The organism is Allobosea sp. GW821-FHT10B12 (genome assembly GCF_059415545.1).
The window spans coordinates 335675-358224 of sequence record NZ_JBWKNL010000003.1; the positions used below are offsets into that span (position 1 = coordinate 335675).

General features: G+C 66.7%; 25 protein-coding genes. 11 read left to right on the forward strand and 14 right to left on the reverse strand.

Features of this window, described 5'->3' with window-relative positions; translation table 11 throughout:
• Positions 1–7: 7 nt before the first annotated feature.
• Positions 8–907, forward strand: a complete 900-nt coding sequence (locus AC07O0_RS11485; protein WP_494623044.1) for a DMT family transporter — start codon at positions 8–10, stop codon at positions 905–907.
• Between the two features lie 119 nt (positions 908–1026).
• On the opposite strand, the gene AC07O0_RS11490 is transcribed toward AC07O0_RS11485, so the two are convergent.
• Complete coding sequence (locus tag AC07O0_RS11490) at positions 1027–1578, reverse strand: MarR family winged helix-turn-helix transcriptional regulator (protein WP_494623046.1); 552 nt, start codon at positions 1576–1578, stop codon at positions 1027–1029.
• A 163-nt stretch (positions 1579–1741) separates the two neighbouring features.
• On the opposite strand from AC07O0_RS11490, the gene AC07O0_RS11495 reads away from it, so the two are divergent.
• On the forward strand, positions 1742–2077 hold the full coding sequence (locus AC07O0_RS11495) for a cupin domain-containing protein (RefSeq protein WP_494623048.1): 336 nt from the start codon (positions 1742–1744) through the stop codon (positions 2075–2077).
• A gap of 29 nt (positions 2078–2106) precedes the next feature.
• Positions 2107–2517: a VOC family protein gene (locus tag AC07O0_RS11500; protein WP_494623050.1), complete on the forward strand. Its 411-nt coding sequence runs from the start codon at positions 2107–2109 to the stop codon at positions 2515–2517.
• A gap of 81 nt (positions 2518–2598) precedes the next feature.
• On the opposite strand, the gene AC07O0_RS11505 is transcribed toward AC07O0_RS11500, so the two are convergent.
• From AC07O0_RS11505 to AC07O0_RS11520, 4 genes are all read right to left on the reverse strand, one after another.
• Positions 2599–3090 carry an SRPBCC family protein gene (locus AC07O0_RS11505; protein WP_494623052.1) on the reverse strand — a complete coding sequence of 164 codons (492 nt, stop codon included), beginning with the start codon at positions 3088–3090 and terminating at the stop codon, positions 2599–2601.
• A complete protein-coding gene (locus AC07O0_RS11510) occupies positions 3087–3458 on the reverse strand; it encodes an ArsR/SmtB family transcription factor (RefSeq protein ID WP_494623054.1) in 372 nt (123 codons plus the stop codon). Before AC07O0_RS11510 ends, AC07O0_RS11505 begins: the two co-directional genes overlap by 4 nt.
• Before the next feature lie 740 nt (positions 3459–4198).
• The gene (locus tag AC07O0_RS11515; RefSeq protein ID WP_494623056.1) at positions 4199–5005 is read right to left on the reverse strand and encodes an inositol monophosphatase family protein; all 807 of its coding nucleotides are present in this window, start codon (positions 5003–5005) and stop codon (positions 4199–4201) included.
• Positions 5006–5007: 2 nt separating this feature from the next.
• The gene (locus tag AC07O0_RS11520; protein WP_494623058.1) at positions 5008–6264 is read right to left on the reverse strand and encodes a class I SAM-dependent methyltransferase; all 1257 of its coding nucleotides are present in this window, start codon (positions 6262–6264) and stop codon (positions 5008–5010) included.
• A 154-nt stretch (positions 6265–6418) separates the two neighbouring features.
• On the opposite strand from AC07O0_RS11520, the gene AC07O0_RS11525 reads away from it, so the two are divergent.
• Together AC07O0_RS11525 and AC07O0_RS11530 are read left to right on the forward strand one after the other, a co-directional pair.
• Positions 6419–7132, forward strand: a complete 714-nt coding sequence (locus AC07O0_RS11525) for a class I SAM-dependent methyltransferase (protein WP_494623060.1) — start codon at positions 6419–6421, stop codon at positions 7130–7132.
• On the forward strand, positions 7129–7626 hold the full coding sequence (locus AC07O0_RS11530; protein ID WP_494623062.1) for an anthrone oxygenase family protein: 498 nt from the start codon (positions 7129–7131) through the stop codon (positions 7624–7626). Before AC07O0_RS11525 ends, AC07O0_RS11530 begins: the two co-directional genes overlap by 4 nt.
• On the opposite strand, the gene AC07O0_RS11535 is transcribed toward AC07O0_RS11530, so the two are convergent.
• Genes AC07O0_RS11535 through zigA form a run of 3 tightly spaced genes read right to left on the reverse strand, consistent with a single transcriptional unit; the run spans position 7627 to position 10624 of the window.
• Positions 7627–8031 carry a GtrA family protein gene (locus tag AC07O0_RS11535; protein ID WP_494623064.1) on the reverse strand — a complete coding sequence of 135 codons (405 nt, stop codon included), beginning with the start codon at positions 8029–8031 and terminating at the stop codon, positions 7627–7629. It abuts the gene before it with no gap.
• 46 nt (positions 8032–8077) lie between these two features.
• Positions 8078–9376: a YncE family protein gene (locus AC07O0_RS11540; protein ID WP_494623066.1), complete on the reverse strand. Its 1299-nt coding sequence runs from the start codon at positions 9374–9376 to the stop codon at positions 8078–8080.
• Between the two features lie 33 nt (positions 9377–9409).
• Positions 9410–10624, reverse strand: a complete 1215-nt coding sequence (gene zigA, locus AC07O0_RS11545; RefSeq protein WP_494623068.1) for a zinc metallochaperone GTPase ZigA — start codon at positions 10622–10624, stop codon at positions 9410–9412.
• 143 nt (positions 10625–10767) lie between these two features.
• Here zigA and AC07O0_RS11550 point away from each other — a divergent pair, with 143 nt between their 5' ends.
• The gene (locus AC07O0_RS11550; RefSeq protein ID WP_494623071.1) at positions 10768–12150 is read left to right on the forward strand and encodes an amidohydrolase family protein; all 1383 of its coding nucleotides are present in this window, start codon (positions 10768–10770) and stop codon (positions 12148–12150) included.
• 265 nt (positions 12151–12415) lie between these two features.
• Here AC07O0_RS11550 and AC07O0_RS11555 read toward each other — a convergent pair whose 3' ends face one another.
• The gene (locus tag AC07O0_RS11555) at positions 12416–12763 is read right to left on the reverse strand and encodes a helix-turn-helix domain-containing protein (RefSeq protein WP_110488839.1); all 348 of its coding nucleotides are present in this window, start codon (positions 12761–12763) and stop codon (positions 12416–12418) included.
• Between the two features lie 137 nt (positions 12764–12900).
• On the opposite strand from AC07O0_RS11555, the gene AC07O0_RS11560 reads away from it, so the two are divergent.
• On the forward strand, positions 12901–14091 hold the full coding sequence (locus AC07O0_RS11560; RefSeq protein ID WP_494623074.1) for an MFS transporter: 1191 nt from the start codon (positions 12901–12903) through the stop codon (positions 14089–14091).
• Here the strand turns inward: AC07O0_RS11560 and AC07O0_RS11565 are convergent.
• The 3 genes from AC07O0_RS11565 to AC07O0_RS11575 form a co-directional block, all read right to left on the reverse strand.
• Complete coding sequence (locus tag AC07O0_RS11565) at positions 14072–14623, reverse strand: DUF2753 family protein (RefSeq protein WP_494623076.1); 552 nt, start codon at positions 14621–14623, stop codon at positions 14072–14074. The genes AC07O0_RS11560 and AC07O0_RS11565 overlap by 20 nt on opposite strands.
• Positions 14620–15087, reverse strand: a complete 468-nt coding sequence (irrA, locus tag AC07O0_RS11570; protein WP_494623078.1) for an iron response transcriptional regulator IrrA — start codon at positions 15085–15087, stop codon at positions 14620–14622. Before irrA ends, AC07O0_RS11565 begins: the two co-directional genes overlap by 4 nt.
• 184 nt (positions 15088–15271) lie before the next feature.
• Positions 15272–16333 (reverse strand): methyltransferase domain-containing protein, encoded by a 1062-nt coding sequence (locus AC07O0_RS11575; protein ID WP_494623080.1) that lies wholly within the window; start codon positions 16331–16333, stop codon positions 15272–15274.
• A gap of 279 nt (positions 16334–16612) precedes the next feature.
• On the opposite strand from AC07O0_RS11575, the gene carB reads away from it, so the two are divergent.
• From carB to AC07O0_RS11595, 4 genes are all read left to right on the forward strand, one after another.
• Entirely contained in the window at positions 16613–19945 is a 3333-nt protein-coding gene (gene carB / locus AC07O0_RS11580; protein WP_494623082.1) for a carbamoyl-phosphate synthase large subunit, read from the forward strand.
• A 101-nt stretch (positions 19946–20046) separates the two neighbouring features.
• Positions 20047–20520 (forward strand): transcription elongation factor GreA, encoded by a 474-nt coding sequence (greA, locus tag AC07O0_RS11585; RefSeq protein WP_454024604.1) that lies wholly within the window; start codon positions 20047–20049, stop codon positions 20518–20520.
• A gap of 73 nt (positions 20521–20593) precedes the next feature.
• Positions 20594–21082, forward strand: coding sequence for a hypothetical protein (locus tag AC07O0_RS11590; RefSeq protein ID WP_494623084.1), 489 nt, complete (start codon positions 20594–20596; stop codon positions 21080–21082).
• Between the two features lie 4 nt (positions 21083–21086).
• On the forward strand, positions 21087–21563 hold the full coding sequence (locus tag AC07O0_RS11595; protein WP_494623086.1) for a hypothetical protein: 477 nt from the start codon (positions 21087–21089) through the stop codon (positions 21561–21563).
• A 10-nt stretch (positions 21564–21573) separates the two neighbouring features.
• Here the strand turns inward: AC07O0_RS11595 and AC07O0_RS11600 are convergent, their stop codons facing one another.
• Positions 21574–22023 (reverse strand): GNAT family N-acetyltransferase, encoded by a 450-nt coding sequence (locus AC07O0_RS11600; RefSeq protein WP_494623088.1) that lies wholly within the window; start codon positions 22021–22023, stop codon positions 21574–21576.
• 17 nt (positions 22024–22040) lie between these two features.
• Positions 22041–22502 carry an Lrp/AsnC family transcriptional regulator gene (locus AC07O0_RS11605; RefSeq protein ID WP_454024607.1) on the reverse strand — a complete coding sequence of 154 codons (462 nt, stop codon included), beginning with the start codon at positions 22500–22502 and terminating at the stop codon, positions 22041–22043.
• Between the last annotated feature and the right edge of the window lie 48 nt (positions 22503–22550).

Here is a 22550-nt window from a genome sequence, read left to right on the forward strand (position 1 = left end):
GCCTGCCATGACAACCGTCCCCTCTGCCGCCCCCACAAGGCCCGGCTCCACCCTCGATGCCATGCTGCTCTTCACCATCCCCTTCACCGTGATCGCCTGGGCCTCCTCCTTCCCGGCGATCCGGGCCGGCCTTTCCGGCTTCGGCGCGCTCGAACTGGCGGCGCTGCGCTTTGCCATCGCCGGCGTGTTCGCGGCGCTCTTCCTGGTCGTGACGCGCCCGAAGCTGCCCGAGCGCGCCGATATCTGGCGCTTCCTCACCGGCGGCATCGTCTTCATCGCGCTCTATGCGATCTTCCTCAATCTCGGCCAGCGCGTCGTCCCGGCGGGCGCGGCGAGCTTCATCATCAACACCAACCCGATCATGACGGCGGCGCTCGCCATGCTGGTCCTGAACGAGCGCTTCAGCGCGCTTGCCTGGGCCGGCACTGCGCTCGCCTTCGCCGGCATCGGCGTGATCGCTGTTGGCAACGGGCTCGATCTCAATATCGGCGTCAGTGTGCTGCTGATCCTCGGCGCCGCCCTGTGCAACTCGGTCTCGACCGTGGTGCAGAAGCCGCTCTTTGCCCGCCACAAGCCGCTCACCGTCGCGGCCTGGAACATGACGCTCGGCGGCCTTGCGCTGACACCCTTCCTGCCCGGCGCGCTGGAGCAGCTGCCGGCCGCTCCGTCGCAGGCGATCTGGTCGGTGGTCTGGCTTGCCCTCGTCTCGAGCGTCGTCGCCTACGGCACCTGGGCGATCACCCTGTCGCGCCTGCCGGCCGCGCGCGCCGCCAACTTCCAGTACTGCGTGCCGCCGGCGGCGATGCTGATCAGCTTCCTCTGGCTCGGCGAGATCCCGACCATGCTCGGCCTGATCGGCGGCGCCATGGCCCTGGCCGGCGTGGTGCTCGTCAATTTGAAGCGCTGAGCAATCACCCTTGTCGTCATGGTCGGGCTTGTCCCGACCATCCACGTCTTCGCCTCATCGATCGTAAGTGGTGTTCAAGACGTGGATGCTCGCCACAAGGGCGAGCATGACGGTGAGGGTCACTCCGCTGCCGGCCCCTCTTCACTGGCCTGCTTCTCGATCCCGAGGATCAGCTTCCGCAATAACCCGGCCAGCATCTCCCGCTCCTGCACATCAAGCGGCTGCAGGAAGGCCAGCTCGCTCGCCATGTCCGTGCGAAAAGCCTGCTCGGCCAGCGCCGCCCCGGCCTCGGTCAGCGCCACCTGCACGCTGCGCCCGTCCTTGACCGACTTCTCGCGCCGGATCAGCCCGGCCTTCTCCAGCCGGTCGAGCCGATGGGTCAGCCCGCCCGAGGAGATCATCAGGAGCGCGTACATCTCCGTCGGCGTCAGCCGATAGGGCGGCCCGGAGCGCTTCAGCGTCCCGATCACGTCGAACTCGCCGCGATCGAGCCCAAAGCTCGCAAAGGTCGCCTCGATGCTCGGCCGGACCATGTTGCCGAGCCGGAAGGCACGGCCGAGGATCGCCATCGGCTCGGTGTTCAGATCGGGCAGCTCATGCGCCCATTGCCGACGCAACCGGTCCACATGGTCCTCCATCGCGCCATCTCGATGCTGCGATTCGTCTGTCATTTCAGCGCCTTGGCTGTTGGGAGACTAGCAGGCAGACATACACGCCATGTCGCCGCCCGCCAAGGTATCTTGGCATCAAGATATTTATCTTGACGAGAAGATATCTCTCGGCTAGATATCTTCCTGCAAAGATAATTCATGCCGCACAGCCAGGGAGGCAGCTATGTTCAACGTCCTTCGGTCCGAAGATCAGCAGCGCGGCGCCAACCGCACGGTGCGTTTCGAGGGCGAGGCGCTCGGCGGCCCGGTCTCGTTCTTCATCGTCGATGCCGAGCCGGGCCAGGGCTCTATGCTGCACGTCCACCCCTATTCCGAGACCTGGATCGTCCGGAAGGGCGAGGCCGAGTTCACCGTCGGGGGCGAAAGGACGCGCGGCTATCCCGGCGACGTCGTCGTCGCGGCGCCCGACATCCCGCATCGCTTCGAGAATGTCGGCGAAGGCCGGCTCGAGCTGATCTGCGTCCACCCGAACGGGCGGATCCTGCAGCAGAACCTCTGACGCTCCCCCACGTTCCAAGGAGAACCACCATGCCCAAGATGCTCTTCGTCAACCTGCCCGTCACCGATCTTACCGCCGCGACCCGCGTCTACGAGGCGATCGGCTGCACGCAGAACGCCGCCTTCAGCGATCACCAGGCCTCGAGCATGGTCTGGTCGGAGGCGATCGTGTTCCATCTGCTGAGCCGCGACTATTTCGCGACCTTCACGCAAAAGCCGGTCGCCGACGCCCATGCCGGTGCACAGGTCCTGCTCGCGCTCACGCTCGACAGCCGCGCGGAGGTCGATGCGACCGTCGCAGCAGCAGCCGCCGCCGGTGGCAAGGCCGATCCGCGCCCGGCGACCGATCTCGGCTGGCTCTACAACCGCGCCTTCGAGGACGCTGACGGCCACACCTTCGAGGCCGTCTTCGCCGACATGGCGGCGATGCCGGCGGGCTGAGTCCTGCGCGAGAGAGGCCCGTTCCAGGCGAAGGAGGCAGCGCGAAGCGCTGCCTTCAGGTTTGATAGGCTGCTGCCGCCGTCAGGACTGGAGGCGCCCGGCCTTGATGTACTCGACCATCTGGCTGACGACCGTCCCCCAGCCCTCGTGGAAGCCCATCTCTTCATGCTGCTTGCGGCTGGCATCGCTGCCATGGATGGCGACGGCCCGGTAATGCGTGCCGTTGCCGTCCCTGGCGAGGTCCAGGATGGCGGTGAAGAACGGGTTCGGCGATGGCCGATAGCCGCCGAGCAGCGTATCGGTCATGATCAGGCGCTCCAGCGGCTTCACCTCGAGATAGCACTGGGTGTTGGGATACTCCTCACCCTCGGGCGAGCGCATGGTGAAGTTGATCGCGCCGCCGGGCCGCAGATCGAGGTCGCAGGCGGTGATCACCCACGGCTTGGGCGCGAACCAGTTGCGCAGGTGCTCCGGCGTCGTCCAGGCACGCCAGACCAGCTCGACCGGGACATCGAGCTTGCGGTCGAGCACAAGGTCGAGCTCGGGATTGATCGTGATCGCGGGCAAGGTCATTTGTTCTCCTCTTCCTTCAGGCTCATGACGTAGGCGTCGAAGCGGTCGAGCCGGCGCGTCCACAGATTGCGCTGGCGCCCGAGCCAGTCCTCGGCGAGCTTCAATTGGTCGGCGGCCAGCTCATAGGTCCTGACGCGCCCGGCCTTGTGCGAGCGCACCAGGCCGCTGGTTTCGAGCACCTTCAGATGCTCGACGAAGGACGGCAGGGCCATCTTGTAGGGCGCAGCGAGCTCGCTGACCGAGGCCGGCCGCGTGGTGAGGCGCTCCAGCACATTGCGTCGCGTCGGGTCCGACAGGGCCCGGAAGATCTGGTCGACAACGACCGGACTGGTCGCCTGCGCTGCGTTGGATCCGATTTGCAGTGTCACGATGCCCTTCTCTCCGCCGCCTCCGCCGCCTCCGCCGCCTCCGCCGCCTCCGCCGGCGGCATCGATAGCCGGACTCAATACTTAGGTCAATTCCTTAGTTTTGAGGATGCGTGCGGCGCTCGGCCTGGCAAGCATCTACGGAACCGCGACGCAGAACCCCTCTCCTGGAAGGAGAGGGGCAGGGGTGCCGCGCCGGCAAAACCATCCCTGGCAGCAAAGCTTTCCCCTCCCCGTCATGGTCGGGCTTGTCCCGACCATCCACGTCTTCCTTCGCCAATGCTGTGTTCAAGACCTAGATGCTCGCCACAAGGGCGAGCATGACGGTCGAGCCGACGGGGACAAATCCCCAATCAATCCCCGCCCCTGAAACCTGCTTTATGCTTCTCCCTGTCCCGCCCGAACCGAGGGGGCTTCGCGAGGCATCATGAGGCCGGGCGGGAGAGCGGTGTCCGTATGCGAAAGGACTGTTGCGGGTCCAAAGTAGCTGCGGAGGGTTGTCGTCGTTCGGGACATGCGGTCCCGGTCCCGCCGGACATAAACAGATGACGAGAACTCAAAAGAGAACCGCGCGCGGGGTTCGGGCGGTGGCCAGTGGCGCTGCTTCGACATCATCGACATCGACATTCGGCACGCAGCCGTCGACTGCGACGCCGCCTTGGCCCCGCGCCTCCCTCGGATGGCGTTCTGCCTCAAACCCTCGCGGTGCAAGCCGGCGAGAGGCTTTCTCTCGTCGGTCGGTCTCAGGCCTCCGCGAACAGCCGCCGCTGCAATTCGCCCCACAGCTCCGGCGTTTGCGCCGCCAGGATGCCGAAGCCCTCTTCAGCCGGCCGATAGGGGCGTCCGTCGAAGCGGGCCGCCCGGCCGCCGGCCTCTTCGAGGAAGAGCGTGCCCGGCGCATGGTCCCAGGGCAGGCCGCGCCAGAACATCACGAAATGCTGCTCGCCGCGCACGATCGCGGGATACTCCTCACCGGCGCAATGCATGCCCGGCGTGATGGCAAGGTCCCGGCCATTGGCCTGTACTCGTGCCGTGATCTCGGCCGGCAGGAAGCGGGTGAGCACGCCGCCGCGCAGCCCGGTCCATTGTGGCGGCTGCCCGACCCTGATCCGCCTGCCATCGACCCAGGCGCCCGAGCCGCGCTCGGCGACATGCAGCGCCCCGGTCGCCGGACTCAGCATCCAGGAGGCGACGGGCTCGCCCTCGCGCAGCAGCGCCACCATCATCGAGAAGCAGGGGCTGCCCTTGACGAAGTTGGCGGTGCCGTCAACGGGATCGACGACGAAGACCGTGCCCTCTCCGAGCCCCTGCAGCAGCTCCGGCTGCGCCGAGACAGCCTCCTCGCCGATCACCCGCGATCCCGGCAGCAGCGCAGGCAGCCGGAGATTGAGCAGCCGTTCCGCCTCCTCATCGGCGATGGTGACCTCCTCGCCCGGCGATTTCACACGGACTTCCGTCTCGCCCAGTTTCTGGAAGCGCGGCATCACCACTTCAGCCGCAACCTCGCGCAGCAGGTCCGAGACCTGCTCGATCAGCACCTGTCCGGCCATCGTCAGAAGCCCCGCCTTTCCAGCTCGGCTTCGGCATCGGTGATGTAGTCCCGGATCACCGGCACGGCGCTCTTGTGCGGACCGAGCAGCAATTGGAAGACCATGTCACCGCCGATGTCGAAGGAGATCGAGCAGGCGCTGAGGTAGAACTCCCACATCCTGGCGAAGCGCTCGCCCAGCATGGCGACCACCTCCGGCCGGTGCGCCATGAAGCGCTCGCGCCAGGCTTCCAGCGTCCAGTGGTAGTGGCGGCGCCAGAACTCGCAGTCGGAATGCCAGAGCCCGGTCTGCTCGACCGCGGCGAAGACCTCCGACAGCGCCGGCGCATAGCCGCCGGGGAAGATGTATTTGTCGAAGAACGGACCGGTGAAGCCGGGCGGGCCGACGCGGCCGATGCAGTGGACGAGCGCGATCCCGTCGGGAGTCATGAGGTCGCGGATTGTCTCGAAATATTCGAGGTAATGCGCGACGCCGACATGTTCCATCATGCCGACCGAGACGACGCGGTCGAAGCTCCCGGTCAGCTCGCGATAATCCCTGTTGATGAAGCTGACGGCATCGCCGACGCCGGCGGCCTCGGCGCGCTTCTGCGCCGCCGCCATCTGGTCGGGCGAGACGTTGAGCCCGGTCACCTTCGCCCCGCAAGCCCTAGCGAGATAGATCGAGAGTTCGCCCCAGCCTGAGCCGATGTCGAGCACACGCATGCCGGGCTCGATCTTCAGCTTGGCGGCGAGGTGCCGGAGCTTGGCCTTCTGCGCGTTCTCCAAGCCGACGTCCGGAGAATGCCAATAAGCGCAGGAATAGGTCATCGTCTCGTCGAGCCAGAGCCGGTAGAACTTGGTCGGGATGTCGTAGTGGTGCTTGACCTTCTTGCCGGCGACGCCGAGCGGATTGTGCATCCGCCAGCGCCTGATCTTGAAGCGCACCTTGCGGATCGCCGCCTGCAGCGGGTGCTTGCGCAATTCGCTGCGCTGGATCCAGAACAGCGTCAGAAGGTCATGGATGGTCGAGCCGTCCTCGAACTCGATCCGCTGGTCCATATAACCTTCGGCCAGCGCCAGCTCGGGATTGAGGAAGAGCTCGCGCTCGATCCTGGTATCCTTGAAGCGTACCGTCACCTCGCCGGCGACCACGGGCTTGCCGGCGAAGCTGAACTCGGTCCGCCCCGGCCCGAAGACATGCCTCTTTCCGTCCGGAGCGATGACGGTCAAGCGTCCCTTGCGGATCGAACGCTTCAGCAATTTCGGCAACAGCAGCATGGTCGGGCAGGCTCCGGTCGGTCGGCGCAGGCTATTGGCTCGTCTGAGGCAGCACAAACCCTGCGTGCAATCAACCTGACTCCACAGTCGCCGCGGTCATGCTAGGGCTTAGGGCTAAGGCGCCTGCCCGCGCTATTCTCGATACGGAGACCCGATGTCCTGGCGTGATTTCTGGAATGGCGAGCATGCGATCTATGTTTCCGATCGCCATAAGGCCCTGCATTATCGCCGCATCGCGCAGGATATCGCCGCAGCCGTACCCACCAGGGCCGCCGCCGTGCTCGATGTCGGCTGCGGCGAGGCGCTCTCGGCCGATCTCGTCGCCGCCGCTTGCGGCAAGCTGATCCTGTGCGAGGCGGCGCCAACCGTTCGGGACAGGCTGAGCGCCCGTTTCGGCGCGCTCGCCAATCTCTCTGTGGTCTCACCGGAAGAAGTCGAGGCGCTGCCGGATGATTCGCTCGACCTCGTCGTCGCCAATTCGCTGATCCAGTATCTGAGCGAAGACGAATTGAAACGGGCACTCGCCACCTGGCTCGCGAAGCTAAAGCCCGGCGGCGAGCTCATCCTCGCCGACGTGATCCCGCCCGATCTCTCGCCCCTGACCGACGCGACCGAGCTGCTCGGCTTCGCCTGGCGCGGCGGCTTCCTCGTCGCGGCGCTCGGCGGGCTGGTCCGCACCGTCTTCTCGGACTACCGCAAGCTGCGCGCCCAGTACGGGCTCTCGACCTACAGCGCCGTCGGCATCACTGCGCTCATTGAGGCGGCCGGCTTCAAGGGCGTCACACGCACTACGAATTTCGGCCATAACCCGCATCGCATGGCCTTCTCGGCCAGGAAGCCGCTCGCATCGGAGGTTTCGACGCCATGACCTCGCTCGCGCTTGCAGTCACTCTCATCGCTTTGGTTCTGGCCGGCGCCATGGCCGGCTTCTTCTATGCCTATTCGATGTCGGTGATGTGGGCGCTCGACGCGGTCGATCCGAAGGCCGCGATCGCCTCGATGCAGAGCATCAACATCGTCGTGCGCAACGCCATCTTCTTCCCGGCCTTCTTCGGCACGCCAGTCGTGGCGCTGATCGCCGCCGGGTTGTGGTGGAAACTGGGTGCCGGGCAGGTCGCGCTGCTACTGGCGCTCGCCGCCATCGTCTATCTGGTGGGCGCCTTCCTGCTCACCATCGTCGCCAACGTGCCGATGAACGAGGCGCTCGCCATCGCCACGATCCCCACCGATCCCGAGGCGGCGCGGACGCTCTGGCAGAACTATTCCCGCCCGTGGACACTGTGGAACCATGTCCGCACGGTCGCGAGCTTTGCGACCTTGCTGCTGGTCGGCTGGGCGCTCTACGCCGCCGGCCAGGCCTGATCACACCCCTTCGCGATCGGCGAAGGAGAAGAACTTGTGCCCGGCGAAGGTGAAGACCATCACGATCAGCGTGGTGACCACCTGCATCGGCAGATAGGGCAAACCGGCGACCTTGACGAAGAGGTGCATCAGCACCCCGGTGAGCAGGAAGCCGCCGAAGGCGATCAGGCCGAAGCGCCAGCTCGCCTCGCCATGGCTGCGTGTCGCCTCGAAGGTCAGCCAGCGGTTCAGCGCGTAGGAGACGATGCCGCCGAGCACGAAGCCGGCGAGCGAGGCCGCAACAGGATCAGCCCCGCCGAGCTCGACCAGGCCGATCAGCAATCCGTAATGCGCGACCGCCGCCATCACGCCCGAAAAGGCATAGGCGATGACCTGGCGCGTGTGGCGGGGAAGACGGTTCAGCATCCGGGATGCCTATAGCCCGGATGCTGAACGGAAGCCTACAGGCTAGTCAGCCCGCATCGCTGCCGGCGAGATTGGCCGGCATGCCCTCGACCGGCAGGTCGAGCGCCTGCTTCAGCGTCTCGAGATTGTATTCGCGGATGCGGCCACTCGTGGGATCGCTGACATAAGCGCTGCCGCCGATCACCGCGAGCGAGGGCGTCGGCGTCCTGGCGCCGTACTGGCAGTCGAAGGCCGGCACGGCGTCGAAGCTGGCGAGTTCCTTCCAGGCGGCGACGTCATAGACCCGAAGCTTGCCGTCCGGCGTCAGATTGGCGAGCCGCCGGCCATTGGCGGAAAGCTCAAACTGGCAAGCCGACTGGCCGCCCGGCACCGGCAGGACATCGGCCGAGGTCAGCGACTTGGCGGTCGGATCGACCCGGATGAGGCCGTCATAGGGCGAGGTCTTGCCGTAATTGGCGACCATGAACTTGGCCCCCGCCTTTGCCTTGATCGCGCTGATCCGGCGCCCGTCGGGATAGGCGAGCTTGTGCGCGCTGAACTTGGCGCCGGCCTGCGACAGCACCAGCATGCCGCCGCCCTCCCCCTCGGCGCAGCCGAAGACATGGCGGCCATCGGCGGCGGCATGGCCGTGATAGAGCTTGCAGGAGGCGTCGGGCTTGGCCAGGTCGTTGAAGGTCGCGAGCCTGGCCCAGCCGCCCTTGGTCCGGTCGAGGATCTCGAACCCATCTGGCCGCGACGAGGCGCTCTTGTCCTCGCCCTTCACATAGACCGGGTTCGGCACCGACATCAGCCAGCGCCCCTCGCCCAGCGGCACGACGATGCCATGTTGCGGCCCCGGGCTCGGCCATTCCGTCAGCGCCGGCTTGTCCTTGGAAAGGTCGTTGATCGCGACCAGCACCGCCTTCGCCGTGCTCTGCCCGTCCCATGGGCGGATGCCGTCATAGAACAGCGCGAGCTGGCCATGGCCCGAGATGACATGGGCCGGCTTCTGGCCGGTCAGCACGAGGTCGGTGAGTTTCACCGGCCCCTTCTCGATGTCGTTGTGGTCGCCATGCGACTCGATCGTCAGGCCGGTGTCGAGGAAGCGGATCGTGCCGGCATCGTCGCCGGTCTTGATCACCACGAAACGGCCGCCCTGCGCGGTGGCGAAGCCGGGATTGGCCTTGGGCACGTCGAAGCTGTGGGTGACCTCGCCGGTGTCGAGATCGAGCACGCGCACGACCGGCTTCTCATGGTCGGCGAAGACCAGGCGGCCGCGCAGCACGGCATGGTCATGGGCAAGGGCCGGCAGGCTCGAAAGCACGGCCGAAATGGCGAGCGAGGACAACAGGGAAAGCGGACGCATGGCAGTCTCCAGGGAAGACAACAAGGGGAGGTCTCAGGCGGCAGTCGCCCGGCGCCAGGCCGGGAACGGGTCGGGCAAGTGGCGGTAGCGCTCGGGCTTGAAGGCGATGGTCGGCGTCTCGCCGAGCAGGCAGGCATCGAGTCCGGCGCGGATGGCCTGTTCGTCCATCCCTGCGCCGATGAAGACCAGCTCCTGCCGGCGATCGCCCCATACCGAATGCCAGTGCCGGTTCAGGATGGCGCGCCAGTCCGGATGGTCGGGCCAGCGCGGGCGCGGCACCGCCGCCCACCAGAAGCCCATCGCCTCGGTCCGGCAGATCGCGCCGGCGAGCGACATCTCGCCGACCCATTCCGGCCGCGTCGCCAGCCAGAAATGGCCCTTGGCCCGGATCAGCCCCGGCCAGCTCTGCGCCAGGAAGGCGTTGAATTTTTCCGGGTGGAACGGCCGGCGTGCTCGATAGACGAAGGAGGAAATGCCGTATTCCTCGGTCTCCGGCACATGGTCTTTGAAGCCGTAGAGCTCCTTGTGCCAGAGCGGGTGCTCCTGCGCCTTCTCATGGTCGAACAGACCGGTATCGAGGATCTGCTCGAGCGCCACGCGGCCGAAATCGGCCTCGATCAGGCGCGCGTCCGGGTTGAGCGCCCGAATGACGAGCCGGGCCTGCGCCACCGCGTCCGGCCCGGCATCGCCGACCTTGTTGAGCACGACGACATCGGCGAACTCGATCTGCTCGACCAGGAGATCAACCAAAGTGCGCTCGTCGCCCTCGCCTGCCGTTTCGCCGCGCTCGCGCAGGAAATCGCGCGAGCCGTAATCCCTGAGCAGGTTCACCGCATCGACCACCGTCACCATGGTGTCGAGCCGGGCGAGATCGGAGAGCGAGAAGCCGTCCTCGTCGCGGAATTCGAAGGTCGCGGCGATCGGCAGCGGCTCGGCGATGCCGGTGCCCTCGATCAGGAGGTAGTCGAAGCGCCCGTCGCGCGCGAGCCGGCCGACCTCGGCCAGCAGGTCGTCGCGCAAGGTGCAGCAGATGCAACCATTGCTCATCTCGACGAGCTTCTCGTCGGTGCGCGAGAGATCGCCGCCGCCCGAGCGCACGAGGTCGGCGTCGATGTTCACCTCGCTCATGTCGTTGACGATGACCGCGACCTTGCGGCCCTCGCGGTTGTTGAGGACGTGGTTGAGCAGCGTCGTCTTGCCGGCGCCGAGAAAGCCGGAAAGCACTGTGACGGGAAGGCGGGAGTCCATCTCGGATCTCATATTTTGTTACGTTGTAACATTTCATAGCGAGAGCGGATTGCGGACGCAAGGCTGCCGTGCAGGCACGTCGCTGGCCTTCCACAGCGCGCGCCCTAAGCTCGCTCGTTCATGCCGATGGAGGAGCCCGCACCATGACCGCGATCGACCTCCTGGTGCGCGCCGAATTCCTCTATCCGGTCAGTCCCGGAATGCCGGTGATCCCCGACGGCGAGGTCGCGATCGCCGGCGGTCGCATCCTCCATGCCGGCCCGCGCCAGCCAGAGGGACACTGGGCGCCGGCCCGCACGCTGGACGGCGCCGGCCGCGCGGTGCTGCCCGGCTTCGCCAACTGCCATTCGCATGCGGCCTCGCTGGTCTTCCGCAGCCAGACCGACGACCACGCCGCCAAGGCGGCGCTGCTCGAAGTCGCCTTCCGGATGGAGAAGGACATCACTGAGGAGGAATGGGCGCTGCTGGCCGAGGCCGGCTGCGCCGACATGCTCCAGGCCGGCATCACCACGATCAACGACATCTGGTATGCGCCGCACCGGCTCGCCGCGATGGTCGAGGCCTGCGGCCTGCGCGCCCAGATCGCCCACAAGGTCTTCGATGTCCGCCTGCACGAGCTCTGGCGCGGCGACTACACCCACCATCCGGGCATTGGCGAAGAGCGTCTGCGCGACGGCGTCACCTTCGCCGAGCGCTGGCATGGTGCCGCCGATGGCCGCATCACCGCGCGCATCGGCACGCACGCCACCGACACCTGCTCGGCGCAGCTGCTACGCATGGCCCGCGCCGAGGCCAATCGGCTCGGCATCGGCATGCACATCCACGCTGCCCAGAGCATCGCCGAGGTCGAGCAGATCAAGGCCGCCCATGGCTGCGGGCCGGTCGAGTTCCTCAGGGATGTCGGCATGCTCGGCCCGGATGTCGTGCTCGCCCATCTCGTCTTCGCTGGACCGGGTGATCTCGATGCTGTCGAGGAGAGCGGTGCGGCCTACGCGCATTGCCCGACGATCTATCCGCGCCGCGGTCGTTATCCGCCGCTGGAAGACATCATGGCGCGCGGCATCCCGACCGGCTTTGCCACCGACTGGATGCTGAACGACCCGTTCGAGGGCATGCGCAACGCCCTCAACGCCATGCGCCTGCGCCTGGGGAACCCGACCGCCCTCTCCTGCGCGCAGGCGCTGGAATTGCACACGATCGGAGCCGCCCGTGTCATGGGCCTGCAGGGCGAGATCGGTTCGCTGGAAGTAGGCAAGAAGGCCGACCTGATCATGGTCGACATCGACCGCCCGCACCTGCAGCCCTATTACGGCGACTATGCCGCGCTGGTCTATTACGCCCGGGCGAGCGACGTGGTGACCAGCATCGTCGACGGCACGATCGTCGTGGAAGATGGCCGCCCGACCCGCCTCAACCGCGAGCGGACGATGGCGCGGATCAGGGAGAAGGTACCGGGCTGGCGCGGAAAGCTGGCAGCGCTCGGCAGCCGGGCGGTATTCGGGCCCGGATGCCCCTGCTGCGGCTGACTCCCAGCATACCGTCGTTCCGGGGCAGGCCGAAGGCCTGAGCCCGGAACCCATGAACACGACGCCCGATCAAGCAGGCACCGTCATTCCGGACAAGCCGCATAGCGGCGTAGTTCCGGAATCCATCGAAGGGCGTCGAACTCTACGATGGATTCCGGCGCTCCGCTTCGCTGCGGCCGGAATGACGGCGTTTTCTTTGGAGAGGACGTGTTCATGGGTTCCGGGCTCGGCCCTGCGGTCCGCCCCGGAAAGACGGCGAAAGACCTCAAACCTCGATCTTGATCCGCGGCACCGACGGGTCGCGCCTTGCCGTCTCGATCACGCTGTCGAGCAGGCCGGGAAAGCGCCGGTTGAACTCCTCGCGGCGGATGCTGAGGAAGCGCACCGTCCCCTCCGCCCGCGAACGCGTGATCCCCGCCTCGCGCAATTTGGCAAAATGGTAGGACAGCAGCGAGGGCGAGGCGAGCTCGGTGAAGGCGCCGCAGCGCGCCTTGTCGATCTCGTCGCAATCGGCGAGCGAGACCAGGATGCCTAGCCGGATCGGATCGCCCAGCGCCGCAAACACGTCGGCGGGCAGGACGTCCTCGATCTCGGGATGGAAGAGCTGCTTCATCACCTCCGACTTAATTGCATCGGCCGCTCCTGACAAGTTTCAATGATCCTTGAATTTAGGATTGACTCATGGCCGGCCGATGCCCATGATTCAACGATCATTGAAATAGTCGGCACCTCCCCACGGAGCCCTTTGCCATGGACATTCGTCTCCTTCTGCTGGCCGGCGGCGCCTTCGCCATCGGCACGGGCAGCCTCGTCATCACCGGTATCCTGCCGAACCTCGCCGCCGCCTTCGGCGTCAGCGTCGACACGGCCGGCCTGCTGATCTCGATCTTCGCCATCGCCTACGCCATCGGCTCGCCGGTGCTCTCGACCCTGTTCGGCAATCTCGACCGCAAGCTCGTGCTGGTCGGCTCGCTCACCGTTTTCACCCTCGCCAATCTTCTCGCCGCCTTCACCAGCGACTTCGCCTGGCTGATGCTGGCGCGCATCGTCATGGCGCTCGGCTCGGGCGTGTTCATGCCGGCGGCGAACGCCGTCGCCGTGGCGCTGGTGCCGCCCGAGCGCCGCGCCCGCGCCATCGCGCTGGTCACCGGCGGCATGACCGTCTCGTTGATCCTCGGCGTGCCGCTCGGCACCGCCGTCGCCACGCTCGGCTGGCATTTCCCCTTCCTGGTCGTGGCGCTGTTCGGCGCGCTCGCGCTTGCCGGCCTGCTGTTCAAGATGCCCGCCGGCCTGCCGCGCGGCGCCAACACCCTCGCCGAGCGGCTGCAGGTGGCGCGTCGCGGCGACGTGCTGCTGGCGCTCGGCACCACCGCGCTTTGGACCACCGGCGCCTTCACGCTCTACACCTATGTCGCGCCCTTTCTCTCGGCCCATGCCGGCATCTCTGGCCATTGGCTGAGCGCGACGCTGGTCGTCACCGGCATCGGCTCCGCGCTGGGCAACCAGCTCGGCGGCCAGGCCAGCGATCGCTTCGGCCCGGTGCCGACCCTGACCTTCGTGCTCAGCCTGCTCGCCGCCTCGCTCGCCGCCGCCTCTCTCGTCGCGGTGACGCTGCCCCCTGCCGTGGCGATCTTCGTCCTGCCGGTGATCCTGATGATCTGGAGCGGTGCCGGCTGGGCGGGGCATCCCTCGCAGATGTCGCGGCTCGCCGCGATGGCCCCGGATGCCGTCGTGGTCGCGCTCTCGCTCAATGCCTCGGCGCTCTATGTCGGCATCGCCGCCGGCGCGGCACTCGGCCAGCAGGTGCTGCGCCATGGCGCCTCCTGGGAGCTCGGCTTCGTCGGCGCCGCCTGCGAACTCGGCGCGCTCGGCCTGCTGCTGATCGCGACGCAGCGGCGCAAGCGCGCTGCCGCGCAGGCGCTCAGGACGGCCGCCCTGTAGCGCTGTCGAGCAGCCTGAGTTCGCGGACTGGCAAGGTCGCCAGCCGCTCGACCACACCCATGACGCAGGCGACGACACCGCGTCCGCGGACGACCAGGCGCTCCATCTCCGGGTGGAACGCCACATCCTCGCGCCGCCCCTCGACCAGGTTGAGGAAGGCGAATTTCAGGTCGCGCATGCAGTCGAGCCGGAGGCTGAGCGCCGCGGCGGGCGATTCTGCCGCAGCGGCCAGCCGCTCGAAGGCCTGCAGCAGCCACCTCTCAACCGCCTCGGGCTCGCCGGTCCGCCGTGCCACCTCCGCCAGGTTCTGGCAGGAGATCACGTAGATCGTCGCCGCCGGAATCGAAGAGCCGGCGATCTCGGCATTGCGGAACAGGCGCTCCGCCTCGGCCAGGGCGTCCCGATAAAGACTGAGTGCTTCGCAGAGCTGCTGGCCGGCGAAGGCATCGTTGGCCGCGCCGGTCAGCCGGGTCCACTCCGAATCGTCGATCACCACAGGCACCGGCCCCGGCGGCAGCAACGTCGCGTTCACGGAGCGATCTCCCGATCCGGAGCTGGCACGCGTCTCAACCGGACGAGGACATCCACCGCCACGATGCGATGACCTATAGGCGGCGCCGGCAGCCGGTCGAGCCGGATCGTCTCGCCGGGGATGTCGATCAGCCGGTCCTCCTCCTCGACATAGAAGTGATGATGGTCGCCGGCACTGGTGTCGTATTGCGAACGACCGCCCTGCGTCGCGACCTCGCGGATCAATCCGGCGGCGCAGAATTGCCTGAGCGTGTTGTAGACCGTCGCCAGCGACAAGGGCTCGCCGCTGACCACGACATCACGGAACAGGTCCTCGGCGGCGACATGCCGGTGCCGGTCGGCGAAGAGCACGCGCCCGAGCGCGAGGCGCTGGCGCGTCGGCCGCAGGCAGGCGCCTTTCAGGATGGAGCGCACCTCGCAGAGCGGAGCCAAAGCCGGCGTGGTGACCGGGATCGTCGTCTGCATGATGTGCACTCCTTCTCTTTCGGCCCTGATCGCTCCCTTCAAAGTAAATGCAACTGGTTTGCATTAGCAATAGAATTCGCCAAATGGCGCGCCCCGCAAGAAGTAAGCGCGCATGGCCCGCTCACTCGCAGAGCGAGCGGGGCTCTTGTAGAAGCGAGCGAAACAGGGTTCGCAGGCGTCAGACTCAGGCCCGGACCTCGAACACCATGTTGAACGGCGTCTCGGTGGCGCGGCGGAAGCGGGTGAAGCCGGCGTCGAGCGCGACCTTGCGCAAACGCATCTCGCCGGCCTGCGCGCCGAGCCCCAGCCCGACCTCCTGCGCCATCGAGGCTGGCGTGCAGATCATCGTCGAGGCCCCGTAGAAGATCCGGCCGACAGGATTGAGGTTCTGCTTCAGATTGTCGTGGGCGAAGGGCTCGACGATCATCCAGGTGCCGTCCGGCGCCAGCGTCTCCCTGACATGGCGGCCGGCCCCGACCGGATCGCCCATGTCGTGCAGGCAATCGAACATGGCGACGAGATCATAGCTTGCTGCCGGGAAGTCCTTGGCACTCGCCCGCTCGAAGACGATGCGGTCGCCGACCCCGGCCTTGTCCGCCGCCTCCCTGCCCTTCTCGATCGAGGGGCCATGATAGTCGAAGGCGTAGAAGCGCGACTTCGGATAGGCCTGCGCCATCAGGATGGTCGAGGCACCATGGCCGCAGCCGACATCGGCGACGACCGCGCCCGCTTCGAGCTTGGCCTGAACGCCGTCCAGCGCCGGAATCCAGCTGCTCACCAGATTGGTGTTGTAGCCCGGCCGGAAGAAGCGCTCGGTGCCGCGGAACAGGCAGTTGCTGTGCTCGTGCCAACCCAGGCCGGCGCCGGTCCTGAAGGCGTCCTCGACCTTGGGCTCATCGACCCACATCGACTGGACGATCTCGAAGGCGCCGGCGAAGAAGGCCGGGCTGCCCTCCTCGGCGAAGGCCATGGCCTGCTCCGGCGACAGGCTGAAGCTGTCGCTGCCCTCATCATAGTCGACATATTCGGCCGCGGCCTGCGCCGAGAGCCATTCGCGGACATAGCGTTCCTTGAGACCCGTCTTGCCGGCGAGTTCCGCCGCCGTGACCGGCTTCCCATCGGCCATCGCCTTGTAGAGACCGAGCTGATCGCCGAGCACGATGAGCGAGCCGGTGACGCAGGCTCCAACGTCTCCGACGAGGCGTCCCACCAAGGCATCGAGTTTCTGCGGATCGGACTCACGCATGGCCAAGCTCCTCTGGTTGGGGAGGGCGTGGCCGGAGCTGACGCGAACCGGCTCGACGCCATCGCGGAAGCGGATGCTATACCCCGCTTGCCGCGGCTCAACTGCGCAAAGGGAGAAATGCGCCAGCTGTGCGCGCATGACAGGAAGAAGCGCTTTCCGCTTCCCCCCGCCGCTCCCGGCGTCTATAGCGAGCGCCTAGCATTCATCTTTGGGCGCTCGCCGGCCTCCGCTCCTTTCGATCGGACGGGCTGCGCGCGCCCGCACGGAACCGGTCGAGCCATGCCCAAGCGCACAGACATCAAGACGATCCTGATCATCGGCGCGGGCCCCATCATCATCGGCCAGGCCTGCGAGTTCGACTATTCCGGCACCCAGGCCTGCAAGACGCTGAAGGCCGAGGGTTACCGCATCGTCCTGGTCAACTCGAACCCGGCGACGATCATGACCGATCCGGAACTGGCCGATTCGACCTATGTCGAGCCGATCACGCCCGAGATCGTCGCCAAGATCATCGAGAAGGAGCGCAATGTCTTAGCCGGCGGCTTCGCTTTGCTGCCGACCATGGGCGGCCAGACCGCGCTCAACTGCGCTCTCTCGCTGCAGAAGATGGGCGTTCTGGAGAAGTTCGATGTCGAGATGATCGGCGCCACCGCCGACGCGATCGACAAGGCCGAGGATCGCGAGCGCTTCCGCGAGGCGATGACCAAGATCGGCCTCTCGACCCCGCGCTCGCATCACGTCAAGACGCTCGGCGCCGCGCTCGAGGCGCTGGAGGATATCGGCCTGCCGACGATCATCCGCCCGTCCTTCACCATGGGCGGCACCGGCGGCGGCATCGCCTACAACAAGAGCGAGTTCATCGAGATCTGCGAGCGCGGCATCGACGCCTCGCCGACCAGCGAGATTCTGATCGAGGAAAGCGTCCTCGGCTGGAAGGAATACGAGATGGAGGTCGTCCGCGATAAGGCGGACAACTGCATCATCGTCTGCTCGATCGAGAACCTCGACCCGATGGGCGTCCACACCGGTGATTCGATCACCGTCGCCCCGGCACTGACGCTGACCGACAAGGAATACCAGATCATGCGCGACGCCTCGCTGGCGGTGCTGCGCGAGATCGGCGTCGAGACCGGCGGCTCGAACGTGCAGTTCGCCGTCGATCCCGAGACCGGCCGGATGATCGTCATCGAGATGAACCCGCGCGTCTCGCGCTCGTCTGCTCTTGCTTCGAAGGCGACCGGTTTCCCGATCGCCAAGGTCGCGGCCCGGCTCGCCGTCGGCTACACGCTCGACGAGATCGAGAACGACATCACCGGCGGCGCCACCCCGGCCTCCTTCGAGCCGACGATCGACTATGTCGTCACCAAGATCCCGCGCTTCGCCTTCGAGAAGTTCCCGGGCTCCGAGCCGACGCTGACCACCGCGATGAAGTCGGTCGGCGAGGCCATGGCGATCGGCCGCACCTTCCAGGAATCGCTGCAGAAGGCGCTGCGCTCGCTCGAGACCGGGCTCGACGGGCTCGACGAGATCGAGGTCGAGGGCATGGGCCACGGCGACGATAGGAACGCGATCAAAGCCGCACTCTCGGTCCCGACGCCGGACCGCATCCTCCATGTCGCGCAGGCGATGCGCTTCGGCTTCACCGACGAGCAGATTCACGAGAGCTGCAAGATCGATCCCTGGTTCCTGGAGCAGATGCGCGGCATCGTCGACGCAGAGGAAAAGGTCCGCAAATACGGCCTGCCGCAGACGCCGATCGCCTTCCGCCAGCTCAAGGCAATGGGCTTCTCCGACAAGCGCCTCGCCGCCGTCTCCGGCAAGAGTGAGGCCGAGGTCCGGACACTGCGCCGCTCGCTGAAGGTGCGCCCCGTCTACAAGCGCATCGACACCTGCGCCGCCGAGTTCGCCTCGCCGACCGCCTATATGTACTCGACCTACGCCATGCCGTTCGCCGGCGCGCCAGCCGACGAGGCCAAGCCCTCGGACGCCAAGAAGGTCGTCATCCTCGGCGGCGGGCCGAACCGCATCGGGCAGGGCATCGAGTTCGACTATTGCTGCTGCCATGCCTGCTACGCCCTGCGCGACGCCGGCTACGAGACCATCATGGTCAACTGCAACCCCGAGACGGTCTCGACCGACTACGACACCTCGGACCGGCTCTATTTCGAGCCGCTGACCGCCGAGGACGTGCTCGAGATCCTCGAGACCGAGAAGCAGAACGGCACGCTGCACGGCGTCATCGTCCAGTTCGGCGGCCAGACTCCGCTGAAGCTGGCGCATGCGCTGGAAGAGGCCGGCATCCCGATCCTAGGCACCACGCCCGACGCGATCGACCTCGCCGAGGACCGCGACCGCTTCAAGCGCCTGCTCGACAAGCTGCATCTCAAGCAGCCGAAGAACGGCATCGCCTATTCGGTCGAGCAATCGCGCATGATCGCGGCCGAGCTCGGCCTGCCCTTCGTGGTGCGCCCGTCCTACGTCCTCGGCGGCCGCGCCATGGCGATCATCCGCGACGAGGTGATGTTCGAGGACTACCTGCTCGGCACCCTGCCCTCGCTGATCCCCTCCGAGGTCAAGGCCAAGTACCCGAACGACAAGACCGGCCAGATCAACACCGTGCTCGGCAAGAACCCGCTGCTGTTCGACCGCTATCTGTCGGATGCGATCGAGGTCGACGTCGACTGCCTCTGCGACGGCAAGGAGGCGTTCATCGCCGGCATCATGGAGCATATCGAGGAGGCCGGCATCCATTCCGGCGATTCGGCCTGCTCGCTGCCGCCGCGCTCGCTCTCGCCGGAGCTGATCGCCGAGCTCGAGCGCCAGAGCAAGGCGATGGCGCTTGCCCTCGACGTCGGCGGCCTGATGAACGTGCAATACGCCATCAAGGACGGCGATATCTACGTGCTTGAGGTCAACCCGCGGGCCTCGCGCACGGTGCCCTTCGTCGCCAAGGTGATCGGCCAGCCGATCGCCAAGATCGCGGCCCGGCTGATGGCCGGCGAGAAGCTCGCGAGCTTCAATCTGAAGCAGGAGAAGCTCCAGCATGTCGGCGTGAAGGAGGCGGTGTTCCCCTTCGCCCGCTTCCCCGGCGTCGACGTCCTGCTCGGGCCGGAGATGCGCTCGACCGGCGAGGTCATCGGCCTCGACCGCTCCTTCGACGTCGCCTTCGCCAAGAGCCAGCTCGGCGCCGGCTCGAAGGTGCCGGTCAAGGGCACGGTCTTCGTCTCGGTGCGTGACGAGGACAAGCCGCGCATCCTGCCCTCCATGGCGATCCTGGCCGAGCTCGGCTTCCGGATCGTCGCGACCGGCGGCACGCTGCGCCTGCTCCAGGAGCACGGCATCCGCGCCAGCAAGATCAACAAGGTGCTGGAAGGCCGCCCGCACGTCGTCGATGCGATCAAGAACGGCGAGATCCAGCTGGTCTTCAATACCACTGACGGTCCACAGGCGCTGGCGGACTCGCGCTCGCTGCGCCGGGCGGCCCTCTTGCACAAGGTGCCCTATTATACCACCTTGGCCGGAGCGATCGCCGCGGCGGAGGGCATCAAGGCCTATTGCAGCGGCGATCTCGAAGTGAGGTCGCTGCAATCCTATTTCGCCCGCGCCGCCTGACCGGCCGCGCGGCGAAGTAGTTTTCTGACGATCGGAAGCGAAGCGGACGCGTCGGCTAAAGCCGGCGCGTGTATTCGTTTTTTTGTAACTGGGACGGAACGATGGACAAGGTTCCCATGACGGCTGGCGGTTTCGCCGCCCTGGAAGTCGAGTTGAAGCAGCGCCAGCAGGTCGAGCGCCCGCGTATCATCACGGCGATCGCCGAGGCGCGCGCATTGGGCGATCTCTCGGAGAACGCCGAATATCATGCCGCCAAGGAAGCCCAGTCGCTGAACGAAGGCCGCATCATGGAGCTGGAATCGCTGATCGGCCGCGCCGACATCATCGATGTCAGCAAGCTCGGCGGCGACACGATCAAGTTCGGCGCGACCGTCACCCTGATCGACGACGACACCGAGGAGAAGAAGCTCTACCAGATCGTCGGCGAGCCGGAATCGGATGTGAAATCCGGCAAGGTCTCGATCGGCTCGCCGATTGCGCGCGCCTTGATCGGCAAGAAGGTCGGCGATTCCGTCCAGGTCAACACGCCCGGCGGCGGCAAGTCCTATGAGGTCATTAACGTCGCCTTCCGCTAAGCGAGCGGAGCGACTTGGCCAGCCCGGCGGCAACTCCTAGATTAGGAGTCTGCCTGCCGCCGGAGACTGCTCCATGACCACGCGCCGCGCTTTTCTCACCGGGTCCGCCGCGCTCGCTGCCGGCGGGCTCGTTTCGTTCTCAGCTTCGGCTCAGGGCGTCGCCATCGGCGCGATCCGTGTCGATGCGCGCCGTCTAGGCCCGCAGGGCTGGGGCGAGAACGCGCCGCGAATCGGCCGCGCGCTCGAACTGGAACTCGCTCAAAAGCTCGTCTCGCTGCGCCGGCGCGGTGGACCGACCCTGCTCGTCACCGTCGAAGGCCTCTGGCTCGCCAGCGCCGCGGGTGGCGGCATGGCCGGCGATGGCAGCGGTGGCGGCAACGACGATATGGACACCGTCGCCGACGTGATCGACCGCGGCCGCCTGGTCGTCAGCCACAATATCCGTTCGATGCTGCCGTCCAATTCCGGAGGCGCCTGGTATCGGCCGGACATCGACGAGCGCCGCGTCGCCGCTCTGCTCGAGAGCAATGCCTTGTGGATCAAGCGCTATCTTGGTGCCTGAGGCCATGCTCGCGCGCCGCACCATTCTGATCGGCTTTGGCGCCACGGCCCTGGCGGGTTGCCAGACGACCGGGCAGACTGCTCCTCCGGTCGCGATCGGCGCGATTCATGTCGACACCAGGCCGCTCGCGGCCAAGGGACAGAGCGCCACCGCCGCCCGGATCAAGCCGATGCTGGAGCGCGAGCTCGCCGGCGTCCGTCGCGCGGGCAGCAGGCACGATGCGACCCTGCAGGTCACCGTCACCGGGCTTTATCTGACGAGCTATGCCGGCGGCGCGGCGGCGACGCTCGGCAACGACACGCTGGAAAGCGAGGCGGTGCTGATCGGCGCTGACGGCCGCGAGCTTGCCCGCTATCCCATCATGTCCATCATGGCGCCAAGCTTCAGCGGCGCCTGGTATCTGCCGGATGTCGACCAACGGCGGATCGAGGCTCTGGTCGCGAACAACGCGCAATGGATCAGGCGCTATCTCGACAGCTGAACGATGCCGGTCAGGCCATGTCTCGCCGGATCTGGAACGCCGTTTTGCCGCGCTGGAAGCCGCATGCTTCGTAGAAGGCGAGCACACCGGGATCTGTGCGCCCCGTCATCAGCATCACCTTGTAGCAGCCGGCAGCCCAAGCCTCGTCGATGGCGGCACGGATGATCCGCTTCCCGAGTCCGCGCCCCCGCATCGCCGTCGACGTGACGACGTTCTCGATCAGGGCGAAAGGCTTTTGATTGCGTGTCAGATTTGGCACCGTCACCAGCACGCAGCTCGCGACCGCACGGCCGTCCTGTTCCGCGACGAGAATGCTGATCATCTCGTTGCCGAGCAGCTGGGCCCAGGTCGCAGCCGCGGCCTCCGGCGTCGGCAGCTGGTCGCCGACGCTGAGTTCGGCATAGAGCGCGAGGAGCTCCGACAGATCCTCGGAGACGGCCCGACGAATGATCGCTGCCATGTCCGCCGCTTTCGGCGCTAAAGCGGCGCGATCGGCGCGTCCTTGACCCGGTCGAGCGCCAGCGCGGTGCGGACATTGCGGACATTCGGCAGCGCCGTCAGGTCGGCGACGAAGTCCTGGAAAGCCTTCAGATCGGTCGCGACGCATTTGAGGATGAAGTCGATGTCGCCCGACAGCGTCCAGCATTCGCGCACCAGCGACCAGCCGCGGATCCGCTCCTGGAAGGTGGCGAGGTCGGCCTCAGCCTGGCTGGCGAGATGGACGAAGGCGAAGCAGACCACCTCGATGCCGAGCTTGCGCTCGTCGAGCAGCGCCCGGTAGCCGGTGATGACGCCGGCCTCCTCGAGTGCGCGCACGCGCCGCAGGCAAGGCGGCGGCGAGATGCCGACCCGGCTCGCGAGCTCGACATTGGTCATGCGCCCGTCGCTCTGCAGCTCCGTCAGGATACGGAGATCGATCTCGTCGAGTTTGGCGCGCACAAATCCTCCTGAAAAAGAGCCGCGCTGGTGTAGACGGGCCATCGACGC

Coding starts and splice junctions, on each gene's coding strand:
- AC07O0_RS11575 (WP_494623080.1), bottom strand. CDS start 16,333: ATGCGTGAGTCCGATCCGCAGAAACTCGATGCCTTGGTGGGACGCCTC.
- AC07O0_RS11505 (WP_494623052.1), bottom strand. CDS start 3,090: ATGACCTTGCCCGCGATCACGATCAATCCCGAGCTCGACCTTGTGCTC.
- AC07O0_RS11560 (WP_494623074.1), top strand. CDS start 12,901: ATGGACATTCGTCTCCTTCTGCTGGCCGGCGGCGCCTTCGCCATCGGC.
- AC07O0_RS11540 (WP_494623066.1), bottom strand. CDS start 9,376: ATGCGTCCGCTTTCCCTGTTGTCCTCGCTCGCCATTTCGGCCGTGCTT.
- AC07O0_RS11530 (WP_494623062.1), top strand. CDS start 7,129: ATGACCTCGCTCGCGCTTGCAGTCACTCTCATCGCTTTGGTTCTGGCC.
- irrA (WP_494623078.1), bottom strand. CDS start 15,087: ATGCAGACGACGATCCCGGTCACCACGCCGGCTTTGGCTCCGCTCTGC.
- AC07O0_RS11550 (WP_494623071.1), top strand. CDS start 10,768: ATGACCGCGATCGACCTCCTGGTGCGCGCCGAATTCCTCTATCCGGTC.
- AC07O0_RS11535 (WP_494623064.1), bottom strand. CDS start 8,031: ATGCTGAACCGTCTTCCCCGCCACACGCGCCAGGTCATCGCCTATGCC.
- AC07O0_RS11495 (WP_494623048.1), top strand. CDS start 1,742: ATGTTCAACGTCCTTCGGTCCGAAGATCAGCAGCGCGGCGCCAACCGC.
- AC07O0_RS11590 (WP_494623084.1), top strand. CDS start 20,594: ATGACCACGCGCCGCGCTTTTCTCACCGGGTCCGCCGCGCTCGCTGCC.
- AC07O0_RS11490 (WP_494623046.1), bottom strand. CDS start 1,578: ATGACAGACGAATCGCAGCATCGAGATGGCGCGATGGAGGACCATGTG.
- zigA (WP_494623068.1), bottom strand. CDS start 10,624: ATGGACTCCCGCCTTCCCGTCACAGTGCTTTCCGGCTTTCTCGGCGCC.
- AC07O0_RS11595 (WP_494623086.1), top strand. CDS start 21,087: ATGCTCGCGCGCCGCACCATTCTGATCGGCTTTGGCGCCACGGCCCTG.
- AC07O0_RS11600 (WP_494623088.1), bottom strand. CDS start 22,023: ATGGCAGCGATCATTCGTCGGGCCGTCTCCGAGGATCTGTCGGAGCTC.
- AC07O0_RS11500 (WP_494623050.1), top strand. CDS start 2,107: ATGCCCAAGATGCTCTTCGTCAACCTGCCCGTCACCGATCTTACCGCC.
- greA (WP_454024604.1), top strand. CDS start 20,047: ATGGACAAGGTTCCCATGACGGCTGGCGGTTTCGCCGCCCTGGAAGTC.
- AC07O0_RS11555 (WP_110488839.1), bottom strand. CDS start 12,763: ATGAAGCAGCTCTTCCATCCCGAGATCGAGGACGTCCTGCCCGCCGAC.
- AC07O0_RS11515 (WP_494623056.1), bottom strand. CDS start 5,005: ATGGCCGGACAGGTGCTGATCGAGCAGGTCTCGGACCTGCTGCGCGAG.
- carB (WP_494623082.1), top strand. CDS start 16,613: ATGCCCAAGCGCACAGACATCAAGACGATCCTGATCATCGGCGCGGGC.
- AC07O0_RS11525 (WP_494623060.1), top strand. CDS start 6,419: ATGTCCTGGCGTGATTTCTGGAATGGCGAGCATGCGATCTATGTTTCC.
- AC07O0_RS11520 (WP_494623058.1), bottom strand. CDS start 6,264: ATGCTGCTGTTGCCGAAATTGCTGAAGCGTTCGATCCGCAAGGGACGC.
- AC07O0_RS11485 (WP_494623044.1), top strand. CDS start 8: ATGACAACCGTCCCCTCTGCCGCCCCCACAAGGCCCGGCTCCACCCTC.